Here is a 21,092-nt window from a genome sequence, read left to right as displayed (position 1 = left end):
TTGTACAAGTCACTTTTTTGCTTACCTTTGCACCGCTAAAGCAACCCCGTTCGGGGCATGCGATAGTGGTAAAGGCCCATTCGTCTATCGGTTAGGACGCAAGATTTTCATTCTTGAAAGAGGAGTTCGACTCTCCTATGGGCTACGAACGAAGGGGCCGGAAGAGGGGCGCGAAAAAGGAAGACGGGAGACCGGAATCGAAAAATGCACCGCCGAACACGCCCCCTACGGGTGAAAAAACTTTTCGAGGAGCGGACCCCCGGGTCTATCCGAAAGCGGCCAAGGCCGTTTCAAGCCAAACGACTGAAAAAAAGTAAAAAATAAAAATTAACGGATTATGGCAAACCATAAGTCATCGAAGAAGAGAATTCGCCAGACCCTGACGAAGCGTGCTCACAACCGTCTGTTCCACAAGACGGCCCGCAACGCCGTGAAGGCCCTGCGCACGACCACCGAGAAGAGCGCCGCCGAGGCCCTGCTTCCGAAGGTAACCGCTATGCTCGACAAACTGGCAAAGCACAACATCGTGCACAAGAACAAGGCTGCGAACCTGAAGAGTTCGATCCAGCTTCACGTGAACGCACTCTAAATCTTCGTCCGAGGGAGGAGCGCTCCCGCACCGAGACAGAAAAGCCGCACCGGAAACGGGCGGCTTTTTCCGTATCCCGCCCGGCGCGACGACAAGCGACGTCCGGCGGATTTGGATTTCACACAAATCGTCCCTGCCGGAGACAACTCCGGCAGGGACGATTTTCATTTCGGGAGCGCTTCCCGGCCCCTCCGGGCCTGCCCCGCTATTTCAGGCCTTCGATCACCGCGGCGATGCGGGAGAAAACCTCCTCCATCGTCCCCGTACCGTTGACCGAGGCGTATTTACCCTGTGCGGCGTAGTAGTCCGCCACGACGGCCGTCTGCTCGCGGTAAACGTCCAGACGCCCGCGAATCACCTCTTCCGAAGCGTCGTCGGCGCGTCCCGAATCCTTGCCGCGCAGCAGGATGCGGCGCACCAGCTCCTCCTCGGGGACGTGGATGTCGATCATCACATCGACCTTCAGGCCGTGTCCGGCAAGGATTTTGTCGAACTCCTCGGCCTGAACCGTGGTGCGGGGAAAGCCGTCGAAAATACAGCCGGCGGCGTTCATGTGCCCGGTGACATAGTGGTCGATCATGCCGATTACGATCTCATCGGGAGCCAGCTGCCCGGCCTTGATGTAGGCTTCCATGCTCTGTCCCAGTTCCGTACCCCGGCGAATCTCGTCACGGATCACCTCGCCCGTGGAAACGTGATCGATTCCGTAGTGTTCCTTCAGGCGCTGTGCCTGCGTGCCTTTGCCGCAACCCGGAGCGCCGAATAAGACGATATTTACCATAACTAACCCTTTTAGTAATTTGGACCGGGCAAAATTACGTTATTTTTTGGGGAAACAAGAGTATTTCCTTAATTTTGTAAAAAATTTTAGATTCATGGACCAGAAAAAGCGCACCGAGATCGCTTCGCTCGGACAATTCGGACTCATCGACCTGCTGACCAGCGGATTCACCCCGAAGAACGCCTCGACGCTCAAGGGCGCGGGGGACGACGCCGCGGTGATCGCCCCGGGACGCGGCGAAGCGGTGCTCTGCACGACCGACTCCTTCTACGAAGGCGTCGACTTCGACCTCACCTATTTTCCGCTCAAACACCTGGGTTACAAGGTCGTGACGGCCGGCGTGAGCGACATCCTGGCCATGAACGCCCTCCCGGCGCAGATCACCGTGTCGCTCGGCGTCTCGTCGAAACTGCCCGTCGAAGCCCTTCAGGACCTCTACGAAGGCATCGCCTTCGCCTGCAAAGAGCAGGAGATCGACCTCGTGGGCGGCGACACGCGCGCCTCGATGACGGGGCTGGTCATCACCGTCACCTCGCTTGGCTACGCCAAAAAGGAGAAGGTCGTCTACCGCAGCGGTGCGCAGCAGAACGACCTCGTCTGCATCACGGGCAACCTCGGGGCCGCCTACATGGGCCTGCAACTGCTCGAACGCGAAAAGCGGGTGCTCGCCGACGTGGAGAACCCCGAGCCGCAGTTCAAGGGCTACGAATACCTGCTTGAAAAATACCTCAAGCCGCGCCCCCGCACCGACATCGTCCGTGCGCTGGCCGAAGAAAAGATCCGCCCCACGTCGATGATCGACCTCTCGGACGGCCTGGCGAGCGACCTGATGCAGATCTGCAAATCGTCGGCCTGCGGCGCGCGCATCTACCTCGAACGCATCCCGATCGCCCGGCAGACCTCGGCGCTGGCCGAGGAGATGCACTCGGACCCGGTCGTTGCGGCTCTGAACGGCGGCGAGGACTACGAACTGCTCTTCACCGTGCCGCTTTCGATGCAGGAACAGATCATGCGGCTGGGCCTTGTGGACGTCATCGGCCACATCACCCCCGCCTCCACGGGCTGTTACCTCGTGACGCCCGACGGGCAGGACATAAAGCTGAAGGCACAAGGGTTCCCGGAAGAATAAGCGTCTTACCGCCGCCCGCCGCCGATGGCTATTCCGAACGTGAGCGACAGATGGCGGTTGGCCCGCTCCGTACAGGTGTAACCCAGCGTGACGCGCAGCCGGTTCCAGCATTCGCAGCCAACGCGCGGCATCACGCAAAATGCCGCACAGTCGCTGGACGGAGTATCGGAGACAGCCCCTTCGGCCGTTCGGAGGACATACGCCCCACCGATCCCTGCTCCCGCGAACAACGCCACTTTCGGCGTCAGATGCAGGTTGTAATCCGCAACGGCCATCAGGCTGAACATCATAAAAGGGTCCTTCGAGCAGACGCCCGCAGCCAGCCGCGAGTAACACGACCCGCCGAGCCGCAGACCCGCGTCGAAGGGTATCCGCCGGAAATTGTAGCGGCCTTCGGCGGCCAGACAAAAACCCGCCGCATCGTTGTCAAAGCTTCCGAGCGAGGCATAGCCAAAGGTCGCCCCGACAGCCACCTCACCCTCGAAACACCCGGTCCCCGGATAACGGGGGCTTATGGCCGTATCCTGCGCCTGCAAGCCGCAAAACGGAAGCACGGCAAAAATCAAGAAAAAGCAATGTCTTATCATCGGGTTAGCATTAGGATTGAATTCGCTGATAAGATACGCAAAATCCCATAATCCGGCACCATTTTCAGGAAACAAATTGCGGAAGTCCGCCCGAAGCGCAGTCGAGAGCAGGCCCCCCGCAGTTCTACCCTGCGGGGAGCCTGCGTAAGCGGCAAGAAGTCTGCCTATTCCTCGCCAAAGAGAATTTCCTACGTTCGCTTATCGGGAATAAACTTACACTTTCCGTGTTTGTCAGTATGTTCCACAAAGATAGGAAAAAGCAGAGATAATCCAAATACTGACAAATTTTTAATTCTTAATTTTTCATTTTTAATTTAAATGTGTATCTTTGCGGTCCCTTTGGGGATTTAATTAACTAATTAAAAGCATTATGAACAATTACGAAACCGTTTTCATTGTCACGCCGGTTCTGTCCGATGCACAGGTGCAGGAAGTCGCTGACAAATTCCAGGGTGTCATCACCGAAAACGGCGGTCAGATCGTGAACAAGGAGTCGTGGGGCCTTCGCAAGCTCGCCTACCCTATTCAGAAGAAGACCACCGGTTTCTACTTCCTGGTAGAGTTCACGGGCGAAGGCTCGCTCGTCAACACGCTCGAAACGCAGTACCGCCGCGACGAGCGCGTGATCCGTTTCTTAACTTTCAAGCAGGACAAATACGCCGTGGAATATTCGGAGAAGCGTCGTGCAAAACTTTCTAACAAGCAGGAGGAGTAAACCATGGCACAGGACAACAAAGCACAGTCGGAAATCCGTTACCTGAATCCCGTATCGGTAGACGTCAAGAAGAAAAAGTACTGCCGTTTCAAGAAGCTCGGCATCAAGTACGTAGATTATAAGGACGGCGAGTTCCTCAAGAAGTTCCTCAACGAGCAGGGCAAGATTCTTCCGCGCCGCCTGACGGGTACTTCGCAGAAGTTCCAGAAGAAGGTCGCCCAGGCCGTGAAGCGTGCGCGCCACCTGGCCATCCTGCCCTTCGTAACCGATTGCATGAAATAATTAAAAGGAGGACAAGACCATGGAAGTAATTCTGATCAAAGATATCGAAAACCTGGGCTACGCCAACGACATCGTGAACGTGAAGCCCGGCTACGCCAACAACTACCTGATCCCCCAGGGCTACGCCAAGTCGGCTACCACCGCCGCCAAGAAGGTCCTCGCCGAGAACCTCAAGCAGCGCGCCCACAAGGACGCCAAGATCCTGGCCGACGCACAGGCTCTGGCCGAGACCATCGCCAACCTGCCGCTGTCGCTGTCGGTGAAGGCCGAGGAGGGCAAACTCTTCGGTACGGTCACGGCAACGGACCTCGCCGAGGCGCTCGCCGCCAAGGGCATCACCGTAGACCGCAAGCAGATCAGCGTCGAGGCCGTCAAGACCGTCGGCGAGTTCGAGGCTACGGTCCGCCTGCACAAGGAGGTCAAGGCTACGATCAAGTTCTCGGTTTCCGCTGCCGAGTAACGCGAAAAGACATTTGTACGAAAAGAGCCTCCCGATGCGGGAGGCTCTTTTCGGTTGACGACGTTCGTCAATGCGGCCCCGCAGCAGGCGGATCGGCCTGCCGCGGCTTCACCGTGTAGGACCGGAGCACCAGCCCCACCCCCACGAAAATCACCAGTGCGAAAATCACCGTATCGGCATGCAGCTTGTCCAGCCCCATCCCTACCGAAATGGCGATCGCCAGCACGGGCTGCAAATAGGTGTAGATGCTCGACACGGTGGGCTGTACCGTTTTGAGGGCATAGTTGAGCATCAGGTTGGGGACATAGGTCGGAACCGTCAGCACGAAAAGCGTCGGAAACAGGGCGTGACGGGCAATGGCCGCGAAATCGGTGTGAACGATCGGACCGATACCGAACGGCAGGGCCATGACCGCCGCCGCGCAGTAGAGCCAGCGCAGCACGGTCGTAATGCGGTACTTGGCGATCAGCCGCTTGAACCACACCATATACACCGACGTGACGCAGGCGCATAGAAAGATCATCACGTTTCCCCAGAGATGCGAATGCGCGTGCGACGACGAGGCCCCGGCCAGCACCACCGCCACAGCTCCCGCCATGCCGAGCACGAGTCCCGTGATCTTGAGCCGGGTGAAACGGTCCATTCCCAGCAGCACGGAGAGCGCCAGCACCAGCAACGGCACGATGGTGTCGATGATCGAACCGTCGATCGGCGAGGTCATCGACAAACCGTACATGATGAAGACCTTGCGCAATACGCCGATCAGCAGCGCGGCGCCGATCAGTTTGCGAATATCCGCCCGCTCGACCTTCTCGGCCTTCTGCCACAGCAGCGGCACGAGCGAAAAGAGCGCCGTGGCGACGAGCGACGCCGAGACCATCGCCATCGGATGCACGTAATGCGGCAGGACTATGTTGTAAAAAGGGTAATCCATCGCCCAGAGGACGTTGCACACCAACAGGGCCAGATGGGGTTTCAGTCTGTTCATTCGTTTCGTCGTTTACCCCGCAAAGACAAAAACAGTGCCCGAATCCCCGCGCGGCACGGCGCAAAAAAAGGGCTTCCTGCAAAGAAAGCCCCATATATAACGCAAATCACCCGTTACCGCCGGTCCGGAATACGGAACGTCGCCGGGGAAGCACCCGGAATCACCTCGCCGCAGTAGTAAACCTTCCACGCGTCCCTGGCGTAACCCCACCCAAGCTCTTCAAACGACGACGACGATGCGCCCGGCACTTCGCGTCCCTGATAGACCACCTTCCAGGGATCCTTGCCGTAACCGCCGCCCAGATATTCGAACGACGAAGCCGAAACGCCTTCCACCTTTCGCCCCCGATAATATACCGACCAGCTGTCTTTCGCATAACCGCCGCCGAGCATCCCGTCCGGCGACTGCCCGGGCCGGAGCTGCTCCCCGCGGAAATAGGTATTCCAGTTGTCCTTGCCGTAACCCCGTCCCTTATACTCGAACGACATGGCCGAGGCACCTTCCAGCTTCCGGCCTTCGTAAAACACCGTCCAATTATCCTTGCCGTACCCGCCTCCCAGATCGGCGAACGAGGATGCCGAAGCCCCCTCGACCTTCCAGCCGCGGTAATACACCGTCCAATTGTCCTTGCCGTACCCGCCGCCCAGATCGGCGAACGAGGATACCGAAGCCCCCTCGACCTTCCGGCCGCGGTAATATACCGACCAGCTGTCTTTGGTATATCTCCCGCGCCGATCTTCGTAACGCTCCCCATGACAATTCGCGTGAGGGTTCGCGCAGTGATCCCTGCGAGGAGACTGCACGGCGAAGGTTTCGGCGGCGCGGACATCCCCGCTCCGCAGCATGCCGCCCGGAAGGAGCGCCAGCGCGGACAACAGGCCTAAAATCAACTTTTTCATCATCTATCGGTTTGCTTCTTCAGTTCTGACTTGTAAATATACCGGGTTATTGCGCACGGTGCAAGAAATCCGCCGTAAATATTTCGGCGAACGCAAAAAAGGCCATTCGCCCCGCCCCGGAAACATCCGGCCTGCAAACCGGCCGCCGACCGATCCGACCACTGACCACTGACCGACCGGACTTCCGCCCCCGATTCCCCGATTCCCCGATTCCCTGTTTCCCTGTCCGGTTCCCCGGTTCCGGCCCTGACCTCGTCCTTGAAAAGATTCCGGAGCCGCAAACTGTCCGCCCCATAGACAATCCCGCAGACAGTCCCGCAGACAGACCATCCCATAAACAAACCGCCCCGCAGACAGCTCCCGCCGCGCGCCGCCGTCCCGGCACAAAAAAAAGACGCCCGCACAGTTTCCTGTGCGGGCATCCGGTTATCGGATACGGAGGGGCATCTTCCCCCCGTCCTCTTTTCAGCGGAGATTACTCTTCGTCCTCTTTCTTGGCGGCAGCCTTCTTGGCCGACTTGGCCTCGGCAGCCTCCATGGCGCTCTTCAGAGCGGCCAGTCCGGCGATGTCGCCGAGCGTCGTCTTCTCGACCGAAGCGTTGATCTTCTTCACGGTCGACTTCGTAGCGTCGGCAGCAGCGCGCTTCTCGGCCTTCTCGGCAGCGATTTCGGCACGCTTCGCCTCCTCGTACGTACGCAGGTGCGAAAGGGTGATGCGCTTGGTGGCCTTCGAGAACTCCAGGATCTTGAAGTTGAGCTTGTCGCCCGTCTTCGGGGTCGTGCCGTCCTCTTTGACGAGCTGACGCGCGGGGCAGAAGCCCTCGATGTTCTCGCCCAGGGCAACCACTGCGCCCTTGTCGGTCATCTCGGTGATCGTACCCTCGTGGATGCTATCCACCGAGTACTGGTTCTCGAACTCATTCCAGGGATTCTCCTCCAGCTGCTTGTGTCCCAGCGACAGACGGCGGTTTTCCTTGTCGATCTCCAGCACCACGACCTCGATGTCGGCGCCTACCGACGTGAATTCGCCGGGATGCTTCACCTTCTTGGTCCAGCTCAGGTCCGAAATGTGGATCAGACCGTCGATGCCCTCCTCGATCTCGACGAATACGCCGAAGTTCGTGAAGTTACGCACCTTGGCCGTGGTCTTCGTGCCGACGGGATACTTGACTTCGATATTCTCCCAGGGATCGGGCGTGAGCTGCTTGATGCCGAGCGACATCTTGCGCTCCTCGCGGTCGAGGGTCAGGATAACGGCCTCGACTTCGTCGCCGACCTTCATAAACTCCTGTGCCGAACGCAGGTGCTGGCTCCACGACATTTCCGAAACATGGATCAGACCCTCCACACCGGGAGCGATCTCGACGAACGCGCCGTAGTCGGCCATAACGACCACGCGGCCCTTCACCTTGTCGCCGACCTTGAGCGTCTGATCGAGCGCCTCCCACGGATGCGGGGTGAGCTGCTTCAGACCCAGGGCGATGCGCTTCTTGGCCTCGTCGAAGTCGAGGATCACGACGTTGATCTTCTGATCGAGCGCCACGATCTCCTCGGGGTGGTTTACGCGGCCCCACGAGAGGTCGGTGATGTGGATCAGGCCGTCCACGCCGCCCAGGTCGACGAATACGCCGTAGGAGGTGATGTTCTTGACGGTTCCCTCGAGGATCTGGCCCTTCTCCAGCTTGGACATGATGACCTGCTTCTGGGCTTCGAGTTCGGCCTCGATGAGCGCCTTGTGCGACACGACCACGTTGCGGAACTCCTGATTGATCTTCACTACCTTGAACTCCATGGTCTTGTCCACGTATACGTCGTAGTCGCGAATGGGTTTCACGTCGATCTGCGATCCGGGCAGGAACGCCTCGATGCCGAACACGTCGACGATCATACCGCCCTTCGTGCGGCACTTGATGTAACCCTTGATGATTTCGTCCTTCTCCAGCGCTTCGTTGACACGGTCCCACGACTTGAGCTGCCGGGCTTTCTTGTGCGAAAGGGCCAGCTGGCCGTTCTTGTCCTCGGCCGACTCCACGTAGACTTCGATCTTGTCGCCTACCTTCAGGTCGGGGTTGTAGCGGAACTCCGATACGGGGATGATACCCTCGCTCTTATAGCCGACATTGACGATAACCTCGCGCTTGTTGACGCCCGTTACGGTTCCCTCGACCACTTCGCCGACGTTGACGTTCGAAAGCGTCTTGTCGTAAGCCTCGGTGATCCGGGCTTTGTCCTGGTCGTACACACCCAGGTCGTTTTCAAAGGCGTTCCAGTCGAAATTTTCGTTTGCAACTACATTCTTTACTTCTTCCATTGTGGAAATTTTTGCGATACAATCGCTCGTTAATTGGTTAATATTAAAAGTTATAGCCCTCGCTTACGGCATCATTGCGCGCGCGAGGGCTACAAAGGTAATTCTTATAATTCAGAATTCAAAATCCGGAATTCAGAATTATTCAGTTTACAGACAAAACCCGGCTCTGCAAAATCCCAAATTGTGAATTCCGAATTATGAATTATGAATTATGAATTCCGAATTATTTTCTGCCGCGGCCTGTTGTCCGGAGTCAGCGGACCGTCATCCTGCAACTCTTCGAGCAGCACGCCCGCGACCGCCGTTCCCGTAAGTTTCCCGTCGGTGTAGTTCAGGTCCTTGTAATTCCTGTAAACATAGTCGCTGACCGCAACTTCGTACACCTTGCCTTCGCGCAACTTCGGGAAACGCACGTCGAGGGCGTTGTCCGCGGCGTCGGTCACGATGACGTAGGGCGTCGTCGAGATCAGGTCGATCCGGTGCGCCTCCTTGCGGTTCTCCTCGTCGTTGTACTTCGAGAGGATCATCCGGCGCATGTCGGCCGGAGTCATCCGCATCGTGGCGATCTCGGTTCCGAACGGCTCCAGGTCGTACACCTTCGCCGCACCGACCCCGCCCGCCGGAATCGAGTCGAGGCGCACGCCGCCGATGTGGTAAAACCCGACGTCGGCATCGGCTTCGTCGGCCACCGACGCGGCCATCCAGTTGGCGAGGCCCCACTTGTCGGCCGGTCCGGCGAACGCTCCGACGGGCTTGTTCAGCTCGGGATCGGCATAGTAGCGGTCCACCTCGGCCTGATACGACGCATCGGGCGCATAACCGTCCAGCGGCACGAGGCGCGATTCGATGCCTTCGATCTTCCTGCCGCGGAACCGGACCGCCGTAACGCCCACGTTCTTAAGATATTTCCCGGTCTGTGTCAGGAGCGTGCCGTTCACCAGCGAATCGACCTTCACATGGGTATGTCCGCCGATCACCACGTCGAACCGGGTCTCCTTTCCGAGCAGCTCCACGTCGCGGTCGTCGCCCATGTGCGACACGAGCACCAGCAGATCGACCTTCGGACGCAATTCGGCAGCATACTTCATCGCCATCGCCTGCGGATCGGGAAACTCCAGTCCCTCGAAGCTCGACGCATTGCCCGCAGGATGCCCCGGGCCTTCGTAGTTGGTCACCACGCCGACGAAACCGATGCGGATGCCGTCCTTGTCCAGAACGACATAGGGCGGCAGCTGCGGAAAGGTGCAGGTGTCGCTCGTCACGTTGGCGCACACCACCTCGAACGCCATGCTGTCGATCATGCGGCCCAGAAACGCCTGCCCGTGGTCGAACTCATGGTTGCCCAGCGTCGCCACGTCGTAGCCGAGCCGGTTCATCAGCGCGATCATCGGCATGCCGGGCGTCGCGGCCATGTCCACATAGGCGTTTCCGGTCCAGCGGTCTCCGGCATCGACCAGCACCACCAGCTGCGCGGTGTCACGACAGTTCTCCACGGCCGCAACCAATCGCGGAAAATTCTGAATCTTGGCGTGCATGTCGTTCGTCGAGAGCAGCACGAGCGTCCGTTCACGGGGTGCGCAGGCCGCAGCCGCAGCCGCAAGGAGAATCAGGCCCGTCCGGAACATTCCTTTCATATTCGTCGGCATTGTTTTTCTTTATGGATGAAGATTTGCCAAAAGTACAAATAATTCCTATCTTTACGAATCGAACATTGTAAAAACTTTTCCATGAACGATACGATCAAAGTCATCTGCGAAAACGGCTTCGGCGAACTGGAGGTCCCGATGGGAACCCCGCTGCTGGAGGTCGCCGAACGCCTCACGCCCGGCCTTCACCCCTTCCTCGCAGCCTTCGTCAACAACCGCATCAAGGAGTTGAGTTACAAAATATATGCCCCGGTGACGATCCGTTTCGTCGACATCACCTCCTTCGCCGGCATCCGCGTCTACCAGCGCACCGCGTGGTTCCTGCTGCAAAAGGCCGTCAAGGACCTCTACCCGGGGCAGACGCTCCACATCCGCCACTCGATGGGCCAGAGCGGGTTCTACTGCGAGATCGACGGCATCGACGAGTTCACCCCCGACGAGGCGGCGCAGCTCCGCGACCGCATGCGGGAACTCTCCGTGCGCAACCTGCCCATCACGCGCCAGCGCATGCTCACCACCGAGGTCCGCGCCCGCTACGCCGAGGAGGGTTTCACGGACAAGATCGCGCTTCTGGACACCCGTCCGCGGCTTTACAGCCAGCTCTACACGCTCGACGACACGGCGGGTTACTTCTACGGCTCGCTGGCCCCCTCGACGGGCTATGTCACGCTGTTCGACATCGAACCCTACTACAACGGCTTCTACCTGGCCCTTCCGCTGCGCACGTCGCCCGACACGCTTCACCGCAACGTGCACCAGGAGAAGATGTTCGGCATCTTCCAGGAGTACCAGTCGTGGGTCCGGATCATGGGCGTTCCCACCGTCGGCGACGTCAATTCGAAGGTGCTCGCGGGCGACGGCGGCGGCCTGATCAAACTCGCCGAAGCGTTCCACGAGCGCAAGTTCGCCTGGGTGGCCGACACCATCTACGACGCCCACCTTTCGCGCGGCGCCCGCATGGTGCTGATCTCCGGCCCCTCCAGCAGCGGCAAGACCACCTCGGCCAAACGGCTGGGCATCCAGCTGGGCGTGCTGGGACTGAACCCCGTGCTGATCTCGCTCGACGACTACTTCGTCGACCGCGAGAAGACCCCGCGCGACGCCGACGGCAACTACGACTACGAGGCGCTCGAAGCCATCGACCTGGAGCTTTTCAACGACCATCTGGCGCGCCTGATCCGGGGCGAGAGCGTCGACATCCCGCGCTACGACTTCATCACGGGACGCCGCACGTGGCACAACGCGCCGCTGACGCTCGACGAACGCTCGATCCTCATCATCGAGGGCATCCACGGGCTGAACCCGCGCCTCACGCCCTCGATCCCCGACGCGCAGAAGTTCCGCATCTACATCTCGTGCTTCACGTCGGTGGCGATGGACAACCTCTCGCGCATCGCCACCACCGACAACCGCCTGCTGCGGCGCCTGACGCGCGACTACCGCCAGCGCGGCGCCGACGCGCTCTCGACGCTTTCGCGCTGGGCCTCGGTGCGCCGGGGCGAGGAGAAACACATCTTCCCCTATCAGGAGAACGCCGACATCATGCTCAACTCGTCGCTGTTCTACGAGATTTCGGTGCTGCGGCCCTTCGCCGAGAAGATCCTCCGCGAGGTCCCCGACACGGTTCCGGAGTACGACGAGGCGCGGCGCATGCTCAAGTTCCTCGACAACTTCATCCCCATCGCGCCCGACGAGATCCCACCCACGTCGATCCTGCGCGAATTCATCGGCGGCAGCAGTTTTCAATATTAGGCGCGGAAAATTTTGTGCGTCCGTTTCTTTTATTTTACCTTTGTGTGTTCGTGCAACGGCACAACTGTACGAACCGTGCGGAGCGTACGCCATCTCCCTCCCCGAGGGAGGGCCGGGATGGGATCAGAATTGCAAACGCCGCCACAGGCGGCGAGAACGGCTTGCCGGGATGAAAGACAAATGTGAAAAGTACATACAGACAACATAAAATATCGTTCAATGTTCGATAAGTTTTCCGAACGCCATATCGGCGTCAGCAACGAAAAAGACCTGAAGGCCATGCTCGATGTGATCGGCGTGAAATCCGTCGATGAACTCATCTCGCAGGTGATCCCCCAATCCATCCGGCTCCGCAAACCGCTCGCGCTGCCCGCCGAGGGGATGAGCGAATACGAATTCGCGGCGCACATCCGCGAGCTTGCCGACCGCAACCAGCCCTACCGCTCGTTCATCGGCATGGGCTACTACCCCTCGGCCGTCCCGGCCGTCGTGACGCGCAACGTCTTCGAGAACCCCGCCTGGTACACCTCCTACACGCCCTATCAGGCCGAGATTTCGCAGGGACGCCTCGAAGCGCTGCTGAACTTCCAGACGGCCGTGATTTCGCTCACGGGCATGGAGATCGGCAACTGCTCGCTGCTCGACGAGGGCACGGCCGCCGCGGAGGCGATGGCGATGATGTTTTCATTACGTTCGCGGGATGCCGTCCGGGAAGGTCGGAATCAACTCTTCGTCGACCGCAACATCTTCCCGCAGACGCTCGACGTGCTGCTCACGCGCAGCGAGCCGTTCGGCATCGAACTGATCGTCGACGAATACGACGAATACGAATTCACGGGCCGGGAGTTCGGCGCCATCGTGCAGTACCCGGCCGCCGACGGCCGGGTGCGCGACTACTCGGACTTCACGGCTGCGGCGCACGCCAAGGGCGCGCTCGTAACGGTCGCCGCCGACCTGCTGTCGCTGGCGCTCCTGAAAGCCCCGGGCGAGTGGGGCGCCGACATCGCCGTGGGTTCGGCGCAGCGCCTCGGCACGCCGATGGGCTTCGGCGGTCCCGCCGCGGGTTACATGACCACGCGCGAGGCGTTCAAGCGCAACATGCCGGGCCGCATCATCGGCGTCTCGGTCGACCGGCTGGGCAACAAGGCGCTGCGCATGGCCTTGCAGATGCGCGAACAGCACATCAAGCGCGAGCGCGCCACCTCGAACATCTGCACCGCCTCGGCCCTGATGGCCTCGATGACGGGCTTCTACTGCGTCTACAACGGTCCCGAAGGGCTGCGCCGCGCGGCGGAAACCGCCCACCTGGCCGCCGCAACCGTCGCCCGCGCGCTGGAGGCGATGGACTACCGCCTCGCGTCGAAGGAGTTCTTCGACACGCTCGAAGTCGAGGCCGAGGCAGCCGTCGTGCAGTCGCTGGCGCTCGAACAGGGCATCAACTTCTACTATCCCTCCGAAGGGCGCGTGCGCATGTCGTTCGACGAGGTGACCACCGCGGCGGAGATCGAGACCGTCGTGAGCATCTTCGCCGCAGCCAAAGGCAAGAAAGCCAAGGCGGTAAAGGCCGTCACCGAAAGCTGCGTCCCAACTGCCCTGCGCCGCCAATCGCCCTATTTGCAGGAACCCGTATTCAACGCCTACCGCTCGGAGAGCGCCCTGATGCGCTACATCAAGAAGCTGGAATTGAGGGATATTTCGCTGGCCAATTCAATGATCTCTTTAGGTTCGTGCACCATGAAGCTCAACGCCGCAGCGCTCATGCAGCCGCTCTCGCTGGCCGGCTTCCAGAACATGCACCCCTTCGCCCCGGCCGACCAGGCCAAGGGCTATATGGACCTGATCGCCGGGCTGGAACAGGACCTGGCGACGATCACCGGCTTCGCGGCCTGCTCGTTGCAGCCCAATTCGGGCGCGGCGGGCGAATACACGGGGCTGATGGTCATCCGCGCCTACCACCAGAGCCGCGGACAGGGCTACCGCAACGTGGTGCTGATCCCCGCGTCGGCCCACGGCACGAACCCCGCCTCGGCGGCCATGGCCGGCATGAAGATCGTGACGGTGGCGTGCGACGAGCGCGGCAACATCGACGTGGCGGACCTCGAAGCCAAGGCCAAAGAGCACTCGTCGGAACTGTGCGGCCTGATGGTCACCTACCCCTCGACGCACGGCGTCTTCGAGAGCCGCATCCGCGAGATCGTCGACGCCGTCCACGACGCCGGCGGGCAGGTCTACATGGACGGCGCGAACATGAACGCGCAGGTGGGACTGACGAACCCCGGCTACATCGGGGCCGACGTCTGCCACCTCAACCTCCACAAGACCTTCGCCATGCCCCACGGCGGCGGCGGCCCGGGCGTAGGCCCGATCTGCGTCGCCGAGCACCTGCGGGCGTTCCTGCCGTCGCACCCGGTCGTCGCCACGGGCGGCGACGAGGGCATCACGGCCGTCGCGTCGGCTCCGTGGGGTTCGGCGCTGCTCTTCCCGATCACCTACGGCTATATCAAAATGCTGGGGGCCGAGGGACTTCGCAGAGCCACCGAGATGGCCATCGTCAACGCCAACTACATGTCGGCGGCGCTGGCCGCGGAGTACCGCACCTACTACTCGGGCGAGACGGGCCGCGTGGGCCACGAGATGATCCTCGACCTCACCTCCTTTAAGAAGGACTACAACATTGACTGCGGCGACATCGCCCACCGCCTGATGGACTACGGATTCCACGCCCCGACGCTCTCGTTCCCCGTGCACGAGACGCTGATGGTCGAGCCGACCGAATCGGAACCCAAGGAGGAGATGGACCGCTTCATCGAGGCGCTGATAAGCATCAAGCGCGAATGCGAGGCGGCCGCCGGCCAGGCGGACAACGTGGTGGCGAACGCACCCCACACGGCCCGGGAACTGGCCGGAGCGTGGGAACACCCCTACTCGCGCAACGAGGCGGCGTTCCCGCTGGCGTGGATCGGCGAGGCGAAGTTCTTCCCCTACGTCTCGAAGATCGACAACGGCTACGGCGACAGAAACCTCTGCTGCCGCAACTGCGAGTAACGGCAATATCCGGCATGAAAAAACGGCGGCGACATCGACAGCGCCGCCGTTTTCATCTGTTATGGCACAATTATTTCCTGCTATTATTTGGCAACTTGCCCCGAAGTGCGTACCTTTGATGGCTTAAGAAGCCATTTTTCTAAAAATGGTGGCGGAAAATCGCTTTTGAGCCGTGAATGCCGGGCAACGTCCCTGAAAAACGACGATAAAAACAACTAAACTTTATAACAATCGTATGAAAGTAGAACAAAACAAAATGGTCGGCGTAGACTACAAGCTCACCGTCGACGGACAGATCGCGGATCAGTCGCGTCCGGGCCAGCCGCTCGAATTCATCTTCGGAACGGGCATGCTGCTCCCCAAATTCGAGGAGGCGATCCTGGGCAAGGAGATCGGCGAATCGGTTTCGTTCACGCTCGAGGCCAAGGACGGCTACGGCGAAGTGATCGCCGACGCCATCGTCGACCTGCCGAAAGACATATTCATGGTCGACGGCAAGCTCGCCGAGGACATCCTCTTCGAGGGCAGCCAGGTTCCGATGAGCGACGCCCAGGGCAACCGCATGATGGGCATCGTCAAGGAGGTCGGCGAATCGACCGTGAAGATGGACTTCAACCACCCGATGGCGGGCAAGACGCTCAACTTCGACGTGGAGGTGGTTTCGGTGCGCGACGTGACGCCCGAGGACCTGCAAGGCGGATGTTCGTGCGGCGAGTGCGGCGGTGACTGCGGTGAAGGCTGCGGAGACCACGACGGCCATTGCAATTGCCATTAGCGGACGCAGGCGTAAGAGGCCTGTTTTCGGGGCGGCCGCAAGCCGGAACGCTTTCGGAGAGAGGCTGCGCCTTCGGGCGAACAGATACCATCCAACGAAAAAGCCGGGCCTTCGGGTCCGGTTTTTTAGCGGATTTTCGTAACTTGCGCCGTCTCCGACAAGTCGGACGACGCTAAAAATCCGATTCCCGCCACGTGTTTACCCTCCGTCAATACCTGCTGGCTCTTCTCGACTCCCGCGGCCTGACGCGCACGCTGGGTGAAATCGACGTGTGCCGCGACGAACAGGGCCGCCCCTGCTTCAGCGCCGGCAACTCCGCCGCCGTATTCCGCATCCGCCTCGGCGGACGCATCCGCTCGCTGCGCTGTTACCTGCGCCCGATGCGCCACCTGAAGGAGATTTACGGCCAGCGGCTTCTCGAAAAGGAGCTTTACCTGCACACCTCGCCCGAAACCGGCGTCTGGGTCGATACGGTCCTCGGCGACTGGATCGAAGGCTCCACCCTGCACGAAACCGTGGCGCAGGCCGCCGCCCTCCGGGACCGCGAGAGTCTGCAAATCCTCGTCCGGCTGTTCGACCGGCTGGCCCTCGCGCTGGTCACGGACGACCGCGCCCACGGCGACCTGAAACCCGAGAATATCATCGTCGGCGACGACGGCACGCTCTGCCCGATCGACTTCGACGCCTCGTACCTGCCCGCCTTCGCCGGGGAGATCAGCCCCGAACTGGGCACGGCGGCCTACCAGCACCCGGCCCGCACGGCGGCCGACTTCGACGAACGGATCGACGACTACCCCGCGGCGCTGATCTCGACGGCGCTGCACGCGCTGGCCGAGGACCCTACGCTCTGGGACCGTTACGGAAGCTCCGACGGATTGCTGTACACGCCCCAGCGGATCGCCTCCGACCCGGCCTACCGGGAGACGCTCGCGCTGTTCGAAAAACGCGGCATGGCCGTTCAGTACCGCATCGCGCAACTGCTCACGGCACCCACCCTGCGGCTCTTCGGACTTGCGGAGCTGCTCGCCGAGGCGGTCCGGGAGAAACCCGCCGTCCGGAGCGGGACGGAGGCCGAAACGCCCGAACTCTTCGTCGAAAACGGGCGCTGGGGCTACCGCACGGCGGAGCGGGTCGTCGTCGCGCCGCTCTACGACAACGGGTTCGACTTCACCGAGGGACTGGCCGCCGTTCAGCTCGGCGGCACGTGGCACTACATCGACACGGCGGGCCGCACGCGCCTGAGCTGCCCGGGCTGTGCGGCGGTGAAGCCGTTCCGCGGCGGAAAGGCGCAGGTCGTGCGCAACGGCGAACGGCAGGAGATCGCACATCCGCTGAAAACGCCCCGATACCAGTGAGGCAGGGCAGCGGAAAGAGCGGGATCAAAAATCGCTTTCGGGCAAAATCCGCCCCCGCAGGCACGCCGCTGCGGCCCGCGCAAACCCGCCCCGGAACGGTCCCGGCCGGAAGAAAAGACGAGTTCCCCAAAAGGGTTCATGCAATTTAAATGCAATTTGTTATATTTGCATCTAAATAACTCCACAATCAATGACTCCATTCAGAAAATTAACCTCCGCGGAGACCGCCGCACTCGAAGCACTCGGCAATTCGGCCGAAGATTGGTCGAAGGTGCTGGTCTCGGAGGATTTCAAACCCTTTCAGCTGTTGCAGAGCCACCTGGAAGGAGATGTAGAAATAGCCGCGGAGGCCCGCATCGTCCGCTCGCGCGTGGCGAACTACCGCATCGGAACCGGCTCGCTCGTAGAAGGCGTCACGGCCCTCGAATGCCGCCGCCGCTCGGCCTTCGGCAACGGCGTCGGCGTGGCCACGATGAACGAATGCGGCGGCCGCACGGTGAAGATATTCGACCGCCTGTCGGCACAGGTCGCCTACGTCATGGCCGTTTACCGCCACCGCCCGCAGACCATCGCCGCACTCGAAAAAATGGTCGACGCCTACGCCGAGGAACGCTCGTCGGAGATCGGCGAGGTGGGAAGCGACTGCCGCATCGTCGGGGCGCGCTTCATCCGCGAGGTCCGCATCGGCAACGGAGTCGAAATCGACGGCGCCTCGATCCTCGAAAACGCGACGCTCTGCGACGGCGCGCGCGTCGGCGTGGACGTCAAGGCCTACGACCTGATCGCCGCCGAAGGGTCGGTCATCGACAACGGCTCGATCGTCGAACGCTGCTTCGTCGGCGAAAGCTGCCGGCTGGACAAGGGTTTCACAGCCGCAGAGTCGCTGTTCTTCGCCAACTCGCACTGCGAAAACGGCGAGGCCGCCTCGATCTTCGCAGGTCCCTACACCGTCTCGCACCACAAATCGTCGCTGCTGATCGCCGGCATGTTCTCGTTCTTCAACGCCGGCAGCGGCTCGAACCAGAGCAACCACCTCTTCAAGAGCGGCGCCGTGCACCAGTCGGTGCACCTGCGCGGCTGCAAGTTCGCCAGCAGCGCCTACATCATGTCGCCCGCGCTCGAGGGCGCCTTCACGATGGTCATGGGACACCACTCCTACCACCACGACACCTCGGCCTTCCCCTACTCCTATCTGATCGAGAAGGAAGGGCGCACGCACCTCATGCCGGGCGCCAACCTCACCAGTTTCGGCGCCGTGCGCGACATCGAGAAGTGGCCCGCCCGCGACCGCCGCTCGGTCAAACGCGACGTGATCAGTTTCGACGAATACAATCCCTACATCACGGGCGCCATGCTCCAGGCCGTGGACATCCTCCATTCGCTCCAGGAGCAGGACCCCGACGCCCCGGTGTTCACCCACAACAAGACCCTGATCCGCTCGGCAGCCCTGCAACGGGGGCTCAAGCTCTACAACAAGGCCATCGTGGCGGCGTTGGGCGCAATGCTCTCCAGAGGAGGGTCGGACCCGCGCTACGACGGCGACGGGCAGTGGCTCGACCTGGGCGGGCAGTACATCACGCGCCGCGAGACCGAGGCGATCCTCGCAGCCGTGGACCGCGGCGAACTGACCACGACCGAGGCCGTGGACAACCGCTTCCGGGTCTTCGCCGTCCACTACGACGACTACGCCCACAGCTGGGCCAAACAGGTTTACGCCGCCCTGCTCGGGCACACGCCGACCGTCGACGAGATCGACGAGGCCATCTCCGCGGGGCACAACGCCCACGCCTCGATGCGCCGCACGACCGACGCCGACCGCGACCGCGACTGTTCGCTCGACATGGCCGTCAGCTACGGTCTCGACTGCACGAGCGAGGAGGAGCGCCGCGAAGACTACTACTCGGTCCGCGGCCTGAAATAGAAGAACATACGACGCAACATGTATACACAGAGCATCACACGCACCCATCGCACCGCCATCATCCTCGCGATCGACGGCTCGGGTTCGATGGCCGAAAAAATCCGGTTCCGCAACCGGCAGATGACCAAGGCAGAAGCCGTGGCGACCATCACGAACGGCATGCTGTTCGAACTGATCGAACGCGCCCGCCGCAGCGACGGCGTGAGGGACTACTACGACATCGCCGTGATCGGATACTCGGGCGACGACGAGGTCTACTCCCTGCTGCCGGGCGGCAGGGAACTGATCTCCGTGGCGGAGCTGGCGGCCGGGGAGCCTCCGATAAAGACCGAAGTCATCGAATACCGGCTGCCCGACGGCAGCATCTCCCTGCGCGAAATTCCCTACCCGGCATGGGTGGAGCCAGAAGCCGCCGGGCAGACTCCGATGTGCGAGGCCCTGCGCCGCGTGCGCGACATCGCCGCGGCATGGTGCGCCGACCCGGCCCATGCCGAAAGTTTCCCGCCGATGGTCTTCAACATCACCGACGGCGAGGCCACCGACTGCGACGACGCCGAACTGCGCGCCGTGGCCGGACAGATCAAATCGCTCCGCACGGCCGACGGCAACGTGCTGCTGGTCAACATCCACATCGCCGCGGGCGACACCCCGCACACGGTGTTCTTCCCCTCGGCCGAAGAGGCCTCGTACCCCAACCGCTATGCGGAGGTGCTCTACGACTGCTCCAGCCCCATGCCCGAGGTCTTCAACGAGGCGATCCGCGAAGCCAAAGGCCCCGGCGCCCTGCCGCCGTTCCGCGGCATGAGTTTCAACGCCTCGGCCGAAGAGCTGATCACCATGCTCAACATCGGTTCCATCAGCGTAAAAACCGAATAGCCATGACACCGACGCTGCAACTCTTCACCCGGGCGCTGCTGACGCCCGACCTCTCGTTCAAAACGCTCGCCGACGCCCGTGCGGCGACCGGGGCGGACGGACTGCCGCGGCTGATGCGCACGACGCGCTTCGCCGAGGCCGAGATCACGTGGCGCGGCCGGCAATGGCTGCTCTCGATGCCGCTCTCGCCCGCTGCGCTGGCCTCCGTGGAACGCACGGCGTCGCAGCTCGGACGCCTCAACACCGACCATCTCGCGGAATACCGCATCCTGCGGGACGAACTGCGGTGGACGGACCCGGCAGGCCGCGAACGCCGTTTCGACCTGGCGCTCCAACACCTTCCCGCGGGCAAACCGTTCGCCGAAGCGCTCCACACGGAACCCGCGGAGCGGCTGCTCGCGGCGCTCGACACCCTCGAAACGGCCCTGCGGGAGCTGAACTTCTCGCACAACAACCTCCGGGCCGGAAACCTGCGCTGGTCGGGCGGGCGGTTCGTGCCGCTGCGCTACCACGACGCGCATTTCGGCCCTTCGGGAGACGGCGCGGCCTTCGAAAGCCTGCGCGAACAGGTCCGCCGGACGGCCGATCCGATGTGCGTCGGCGACACGGAGGCCGTCTACACCCCGCACCGCCGCCTGACGGGCCACCGCTGGACGAGCCACGTCTTCGAAGGACTGGTCTGCGTCGAGGACGACGAGGGATTCGGGTTCGTGGACACGGAGAACAACCCCGTAATCCGGCCGCAGTACACCTGGGCCGGGGATTTCCGCGAAGGACGCGCCGAGGTCGAGACCCCATCGGGGATGGGGCTGATCGACCGCCAGGGACGCTACGTCATCCCGCCCGAATACGAGATCGTCGACTACGCGCCGGCCGAAAGCGTCGTCCGGGTGCGGAAAGACGGCCGCTGGGCGGAATTCGACTACCTGGGACGACGCCTGACGGAATTTGGAACGAATAATGATTGAAACATGCAAACAA

Annotated in this window: 18 protein-coding genes and 1 tRNA gene; 13 read left to right on the top strand and 6 right to left on the bottom strand. The window is 61.5% G+C overall.

Annotated elements, in window-relative coordinates:
* Positions 1-73: 73 nt before the first annotated feature.
* A tRNA-Glu gene (locus tag NQ492_RS09435) sits at positions 74-145 on the top strand.
* A 192-nt stretch (positions 146-337) separates the two neighbouring features.
* Positions 338-589, top strand: coding sequence for a 30S ribosomal protein S20 (gene rpsT, locus NQ492_RS09430; protein WP_015547344.1), 252 nt, complete (start codon positions 338-340; stop codon positions 587-589).
* A 205-nt stretch (positions 590-794) separates the two neighbouring features.
* On the opposite strand, the gene NQ492_RS09425 is transcribed toward rpsT, so the two are convergent.
* Positions 795-1,370 carry an adenylate kinase gene (locus NQ492_RS09425; protein WP_015547343.1) on the bottom strand — a complete coding sequence of 192 codons (576 nt, stop codon included), beginning with the start codon at positions 1,368-1,370 and terminating at the stop codon, positions 795-797.
* A gap of 94 nt (positions 1,371-1,464) precedes the next feature.
* On the opposite strand from NQ492_RS09425, the gene thiL reads away from it, so the two are divergent.
* Entirely contained in the window at positions 1,465-2,499 is a 1,035-nt protein-coding gene (gene thiL, locus NQ492_RS09420; protein WP_015547342.1) for a thiamine-phosphate kinase, read from the top strand.
* Between the two features lie 5 nt (positions 2,500-2,504).
* Here thiL and NQ492_RS09415 read toward each other — a convergent pair whose 3' ends face one another.
* A complete protein-coding gene (locus NQ492_RS09415) occupies positions 2,505-3,086 on the bottom strand; it encodes a hypothetical protein (protein WP_015547341.1) in 582 nt (193 codons plus the stop codon).
* A gap of 370 nt (positions 3,087-3,456) precedes the next feature.
* Between NQ492_RS09415 and rpsF the strand changes: the two genes are divergently transcribed.
* The 3 genes from rpsF to rplI are packed head-to-tail and all read left to right on the top strand — an operon-like array spanning position 3,457 to position 4,543.
* Positions 3,457-3,801, top strand: coding sequence for a 30S ribosomal protein S6 (rpsF, locus tag NQ492_RS09410; protein WP_015547340.1), 345 nt, complete (start codon positions 3,457-3,459; stop codon positions 3,799-3,801).
* A gap of 3 nt (positions 3,802-3,804) precedes the next feature.
* Positions 3,805-4,083, top strand: a complete 279-nt coding sequence (gene rpsR / locus NQ492_RS09405) for a 30S ribosomal protein S18 (RefSeq protein ID WP_010265192.1) — start codon at positions 3,805-3,807, stop codon at positions 4,081-4,083.
* Between the two features lie 19 nt (positions 4,084-4,102).
* On the top strand, positions 4,103-4,543 hold the full coding sequence (gene rplI / locus NQ492_RS09400; RefSeq protein WP_015547339.1) for a 50S ribosomal protein L9: 441 nt from the start codon (positions 4,103-4,105) through the stop codon (positions 4,541-4,543).
* A 67-nt stretch (positions 4,544-4,610) separates the two neighbouring features.
* Here rplI and NQ492_RS09395 read toward each other — a convergent pair whose 3' ends face one another.
* From NQ492_RS09395 to NQ492_RS09380, 4 genes are all read right to left on the bottom strand, one after another.
* Positions 4,611-5,531: a DMT family transporter gene (locus NQ492_RS09395; RefSeq protein ID WP_015547338.1), complete on the bottom strand. Its 921-nt coding sequence runs from the start codon at positions 5,529-5,531 to the stop codon at positions 4,611-4,613.
* A 113-nt stretch (positions 5,532-5,644) separates the two neighbouring features.
* Positions 5,645-6,430 carry a DKNYY domain-containing protein gene (locus NQ492_RS09390; RefSeq protein WP_168950021.1) on the bottom strand — a complete coding sequence of 262 codons (786 nt, stop codon included), beginning with the start codon at positions 6,428-6,430 and terminating at the stop codon, positions 5,645-5,647.
* A 475-nt stretch (positions 6,431-6,905) separates the two neighbouring features.
* Positions 6,906-8,741 (bottom strand): 30S ribosomal protein S1, encoded by a 1,836-nt coding sequence (gene rpsA / locus NQ492_RS09385; protein WP_015547336.1) that lies wholly within the window; start codon positions 8,739-8,741, stop codon positions 6,906-6,908.
* Between the two features lie 209 nt (positions 8,742-8,950).
* Positions 8,951-10,375 (bottom strand): bifunctional metallophosphatase/5'-nucleotidase, encoded by a 1,425-nt coding sequence (locus tag NQ492_RS09380; RefSeq protein WP_044054804.1) that lies wholly within the window; start codon positions 10,373-10,375, stop codon positions 8,951-8,953.
* A 93-nt stretch (positions 10,376-10,468) separates the two neighbouring features.
* On the opposite strand from NQ492_RS09380, the gene NQ492_RS09375 reads away from it, so the two are divergent.
* From NQ492_RS09375 to NQ492_RS09345, 7 genes are all read left to right on the top strand, one after another.
* Positions 10,469-12,139 (top strand): nucleoside kinase, encoded by a 1,671-nt coding sequence (locus tag NQ492_RS09375; protein WP_015547334.1) that lies wholly within the window; start codon positions 10,469-10,471, stop codon positions 12,137-12,139.
* A gap of 219 nt (positions 12,140-12,358) precedes the next feature.
* A complete protein-coding gene (gene gcvP, locus NQ492_RS09370) occupies positions 12,359-15,184 on the top strand; it encodes an aminomethyl-transferring glycine dehydrogenase (protein WP_259872894.1) in 2,826 nt (941 codons plus the stop codon).
* 235 nt (positions 15,185-15,419) lie between these two features.
* Positions 15,420-15,959, top strand: coding sequence for an FKBP-type peptidyl-prolyl cis-trans isomerase (locus NQ492_RS09365; protein WP_022061644.1), 540 nt, complete (start codon positions 15,420-15,422; stop codon positions 15,957-15,959).
* A gap of 194 nt (positions 15,960-16,153) precedes the next feature.
* The gene (locus tag NQ492_RS09360; RefSeq protein WP_044054457.1) at positions 16,154-17,314 is read left to right on the top strand and encodes a WG repeat-containing protein; all 1,161 of its coding nucleotides are present in this window, start codon (positions 16,154-16,156) and stop codon (positions 17,312-17,314) included.
* A 190-nt stretch (positions 17,315-17,504) separates the two neighbouring features.
* The gene (locus tag NQ492_RS09355; protein WP_015547332.1) at positions 17,505-19,235 is read left to right on the top strand and encodes a DUF4954 family protein; all 1,731 of its coding nucleotides are present in this window, start codon (positions 17,505-17,507) and stop codon (positions 19,233-19,235) included.
* An 18-nt stretch (positions 19,236-19,253) separates the two neighbouring features.
* Positions 19,254-20,111 (top strand): vWA domain-containing protein, encoded by an 858-nt coding sequence (locus tag NQ492_RS09350; protein ID WP_015547331.1) that lies wholly within the window; start codon positions 19,254-19,256, stop codon positions 20,109-20,111.
* 2 nt (positions 20,112-20,113) lie between these two features.
* Positions 20,114-21,079, top strand: coding sequence for a WG repeat-containing protein (locus NQ492_RS09345; RefSeq protein ID WP_015547330.1), 966 nt, complete (start codon positions 20,114-20,116; stop codon positions 21,077-21,079).
* The last annotated feature ends 13 nt before the right edge of the window (positions 21,080-21,092 follow it).

It is taken from the genome of Alistipes shahii WAL 8301 (assembly GCF_025145845.1).
GTDB lineage: Bacteria > Bacteroidota > Bacteroidia > Bacteroidales > Rikenellaceae > Alistipes > Alistipes shahii.
Note: the sequence above shows the minus strand (reverse complement) of the source record. Positions and strands in the feature narration are given on the sequence as shown.

Coding starts and splice junctions, on each gene's coding strand:
- rpsT (WP_015547344.1), top strand. CDS start 338: ATGGCAAACCATAAGTCATCGAAGAAGAGAATTCGCCAGACCCTGACG.
- NQ492_RS09425 (WP_015547343.1), bottom strand. CDS start 1,370: ATGGTAAATATCGTCTTATTCGGCGCTCCGGGTTGCGGCAAAGGCACG.
- thiL (WP_015547342.1), top strand. CDS start 1,465: ATGGACCAGAAAAAGCGCACCGAGATCGCTTCGCTCGGACAATTCGGA.
- NQ492_RS09415 (WP_015547341.1), bottom strand. CDS start 3,086: ATGATAAGACATTGCTTTTTCTTGATTTTTGCCGTGCTTCCGTTTTGC.
- rpsF (WP_015547340.1), top strand. CDS start 3,457: ATGAACAATTACGAAACCGTTTTCATTGTCACGCCGGTTCTGTCCGAT.
- rpsR (WP_010265192.1), top strand. CDS start 3,805: ATGGCACAGGACAACAAAGCACAGTCGGAAATCCGTTACCTGAATCCC.
- rplI (WP_015547339.1), top strand. CDS start 4,103: ATGGAAGTAATTCTGATCAAAGATATCGAAAACCTGGGCTACGCCAAC.
- NQ492_RS09395 (WP_015547338.1), bottom strand. CDS start 5,531: ATGAACAGACTGAAACCCCATCTGGCCCTGTTGGTGTGCAACGTCCTC.
- NQ492_RS09390 (WP_168950021.1), bottom strand. CDS start 6,430: ATGAAAAAGTTGATTTTAGGCCTGTTGTCCGCGCTGGCGCTCCTTCCG.
- rpsA (WP_015547336.1), bottom strand. CDS start 8,741: ATGGAAGAAGTAAAGAATGTAGTTGCAAACGAAAATTTCGACTGGAAC.
- NQ492_RS09380 (WP_044054804.1), bottom strand. CDS start 10,375: ATGAAAGGAATGTTCCGGACGGGCCTGATTCTCCTTGCGGCTGCGGCT.
- NQ492_RS09375 (WP_015547334.1), top strand. CDS start 10,469: ATGAACGATACGATCAAAGTCATCTGCGAAAACGGCTTCGGCGAACTG.
- gcvP (WP_259872894.1), top strand. CDS start 12,359: ATGTTCGATAAGTTTTCCGAACGCCATATCGGCGTCAGCAACGAAAAA.
- NQ492_RS09365 (WP_022061644.1), top strand. CDS start 15,420: ATGAAAGTAGAACAAAACAAAATGGTCGGCGTAGACTACAAGCTCACC.
- NQ492_RS09355 (WP_015547332.1), top strand. CDS start 17,505: ATGACTCCATTCAGAAAATTAACCTCCGCGGAGACCGCCGCACTCGAA.
- NQ492_RS09350 (WP_015547331.1), top strand. CDS start 19,254: ATGTATACACAGAGCATCACACGCACCCATCGCACCGCCATCATCCTC.
- NQ492_RS09345 (WP_015547330.1), top strand. CDS start 20,114: ATGACACCGACGCTGCAACTCTTCACCCGGGCGCTGCTGACGCCCGAC.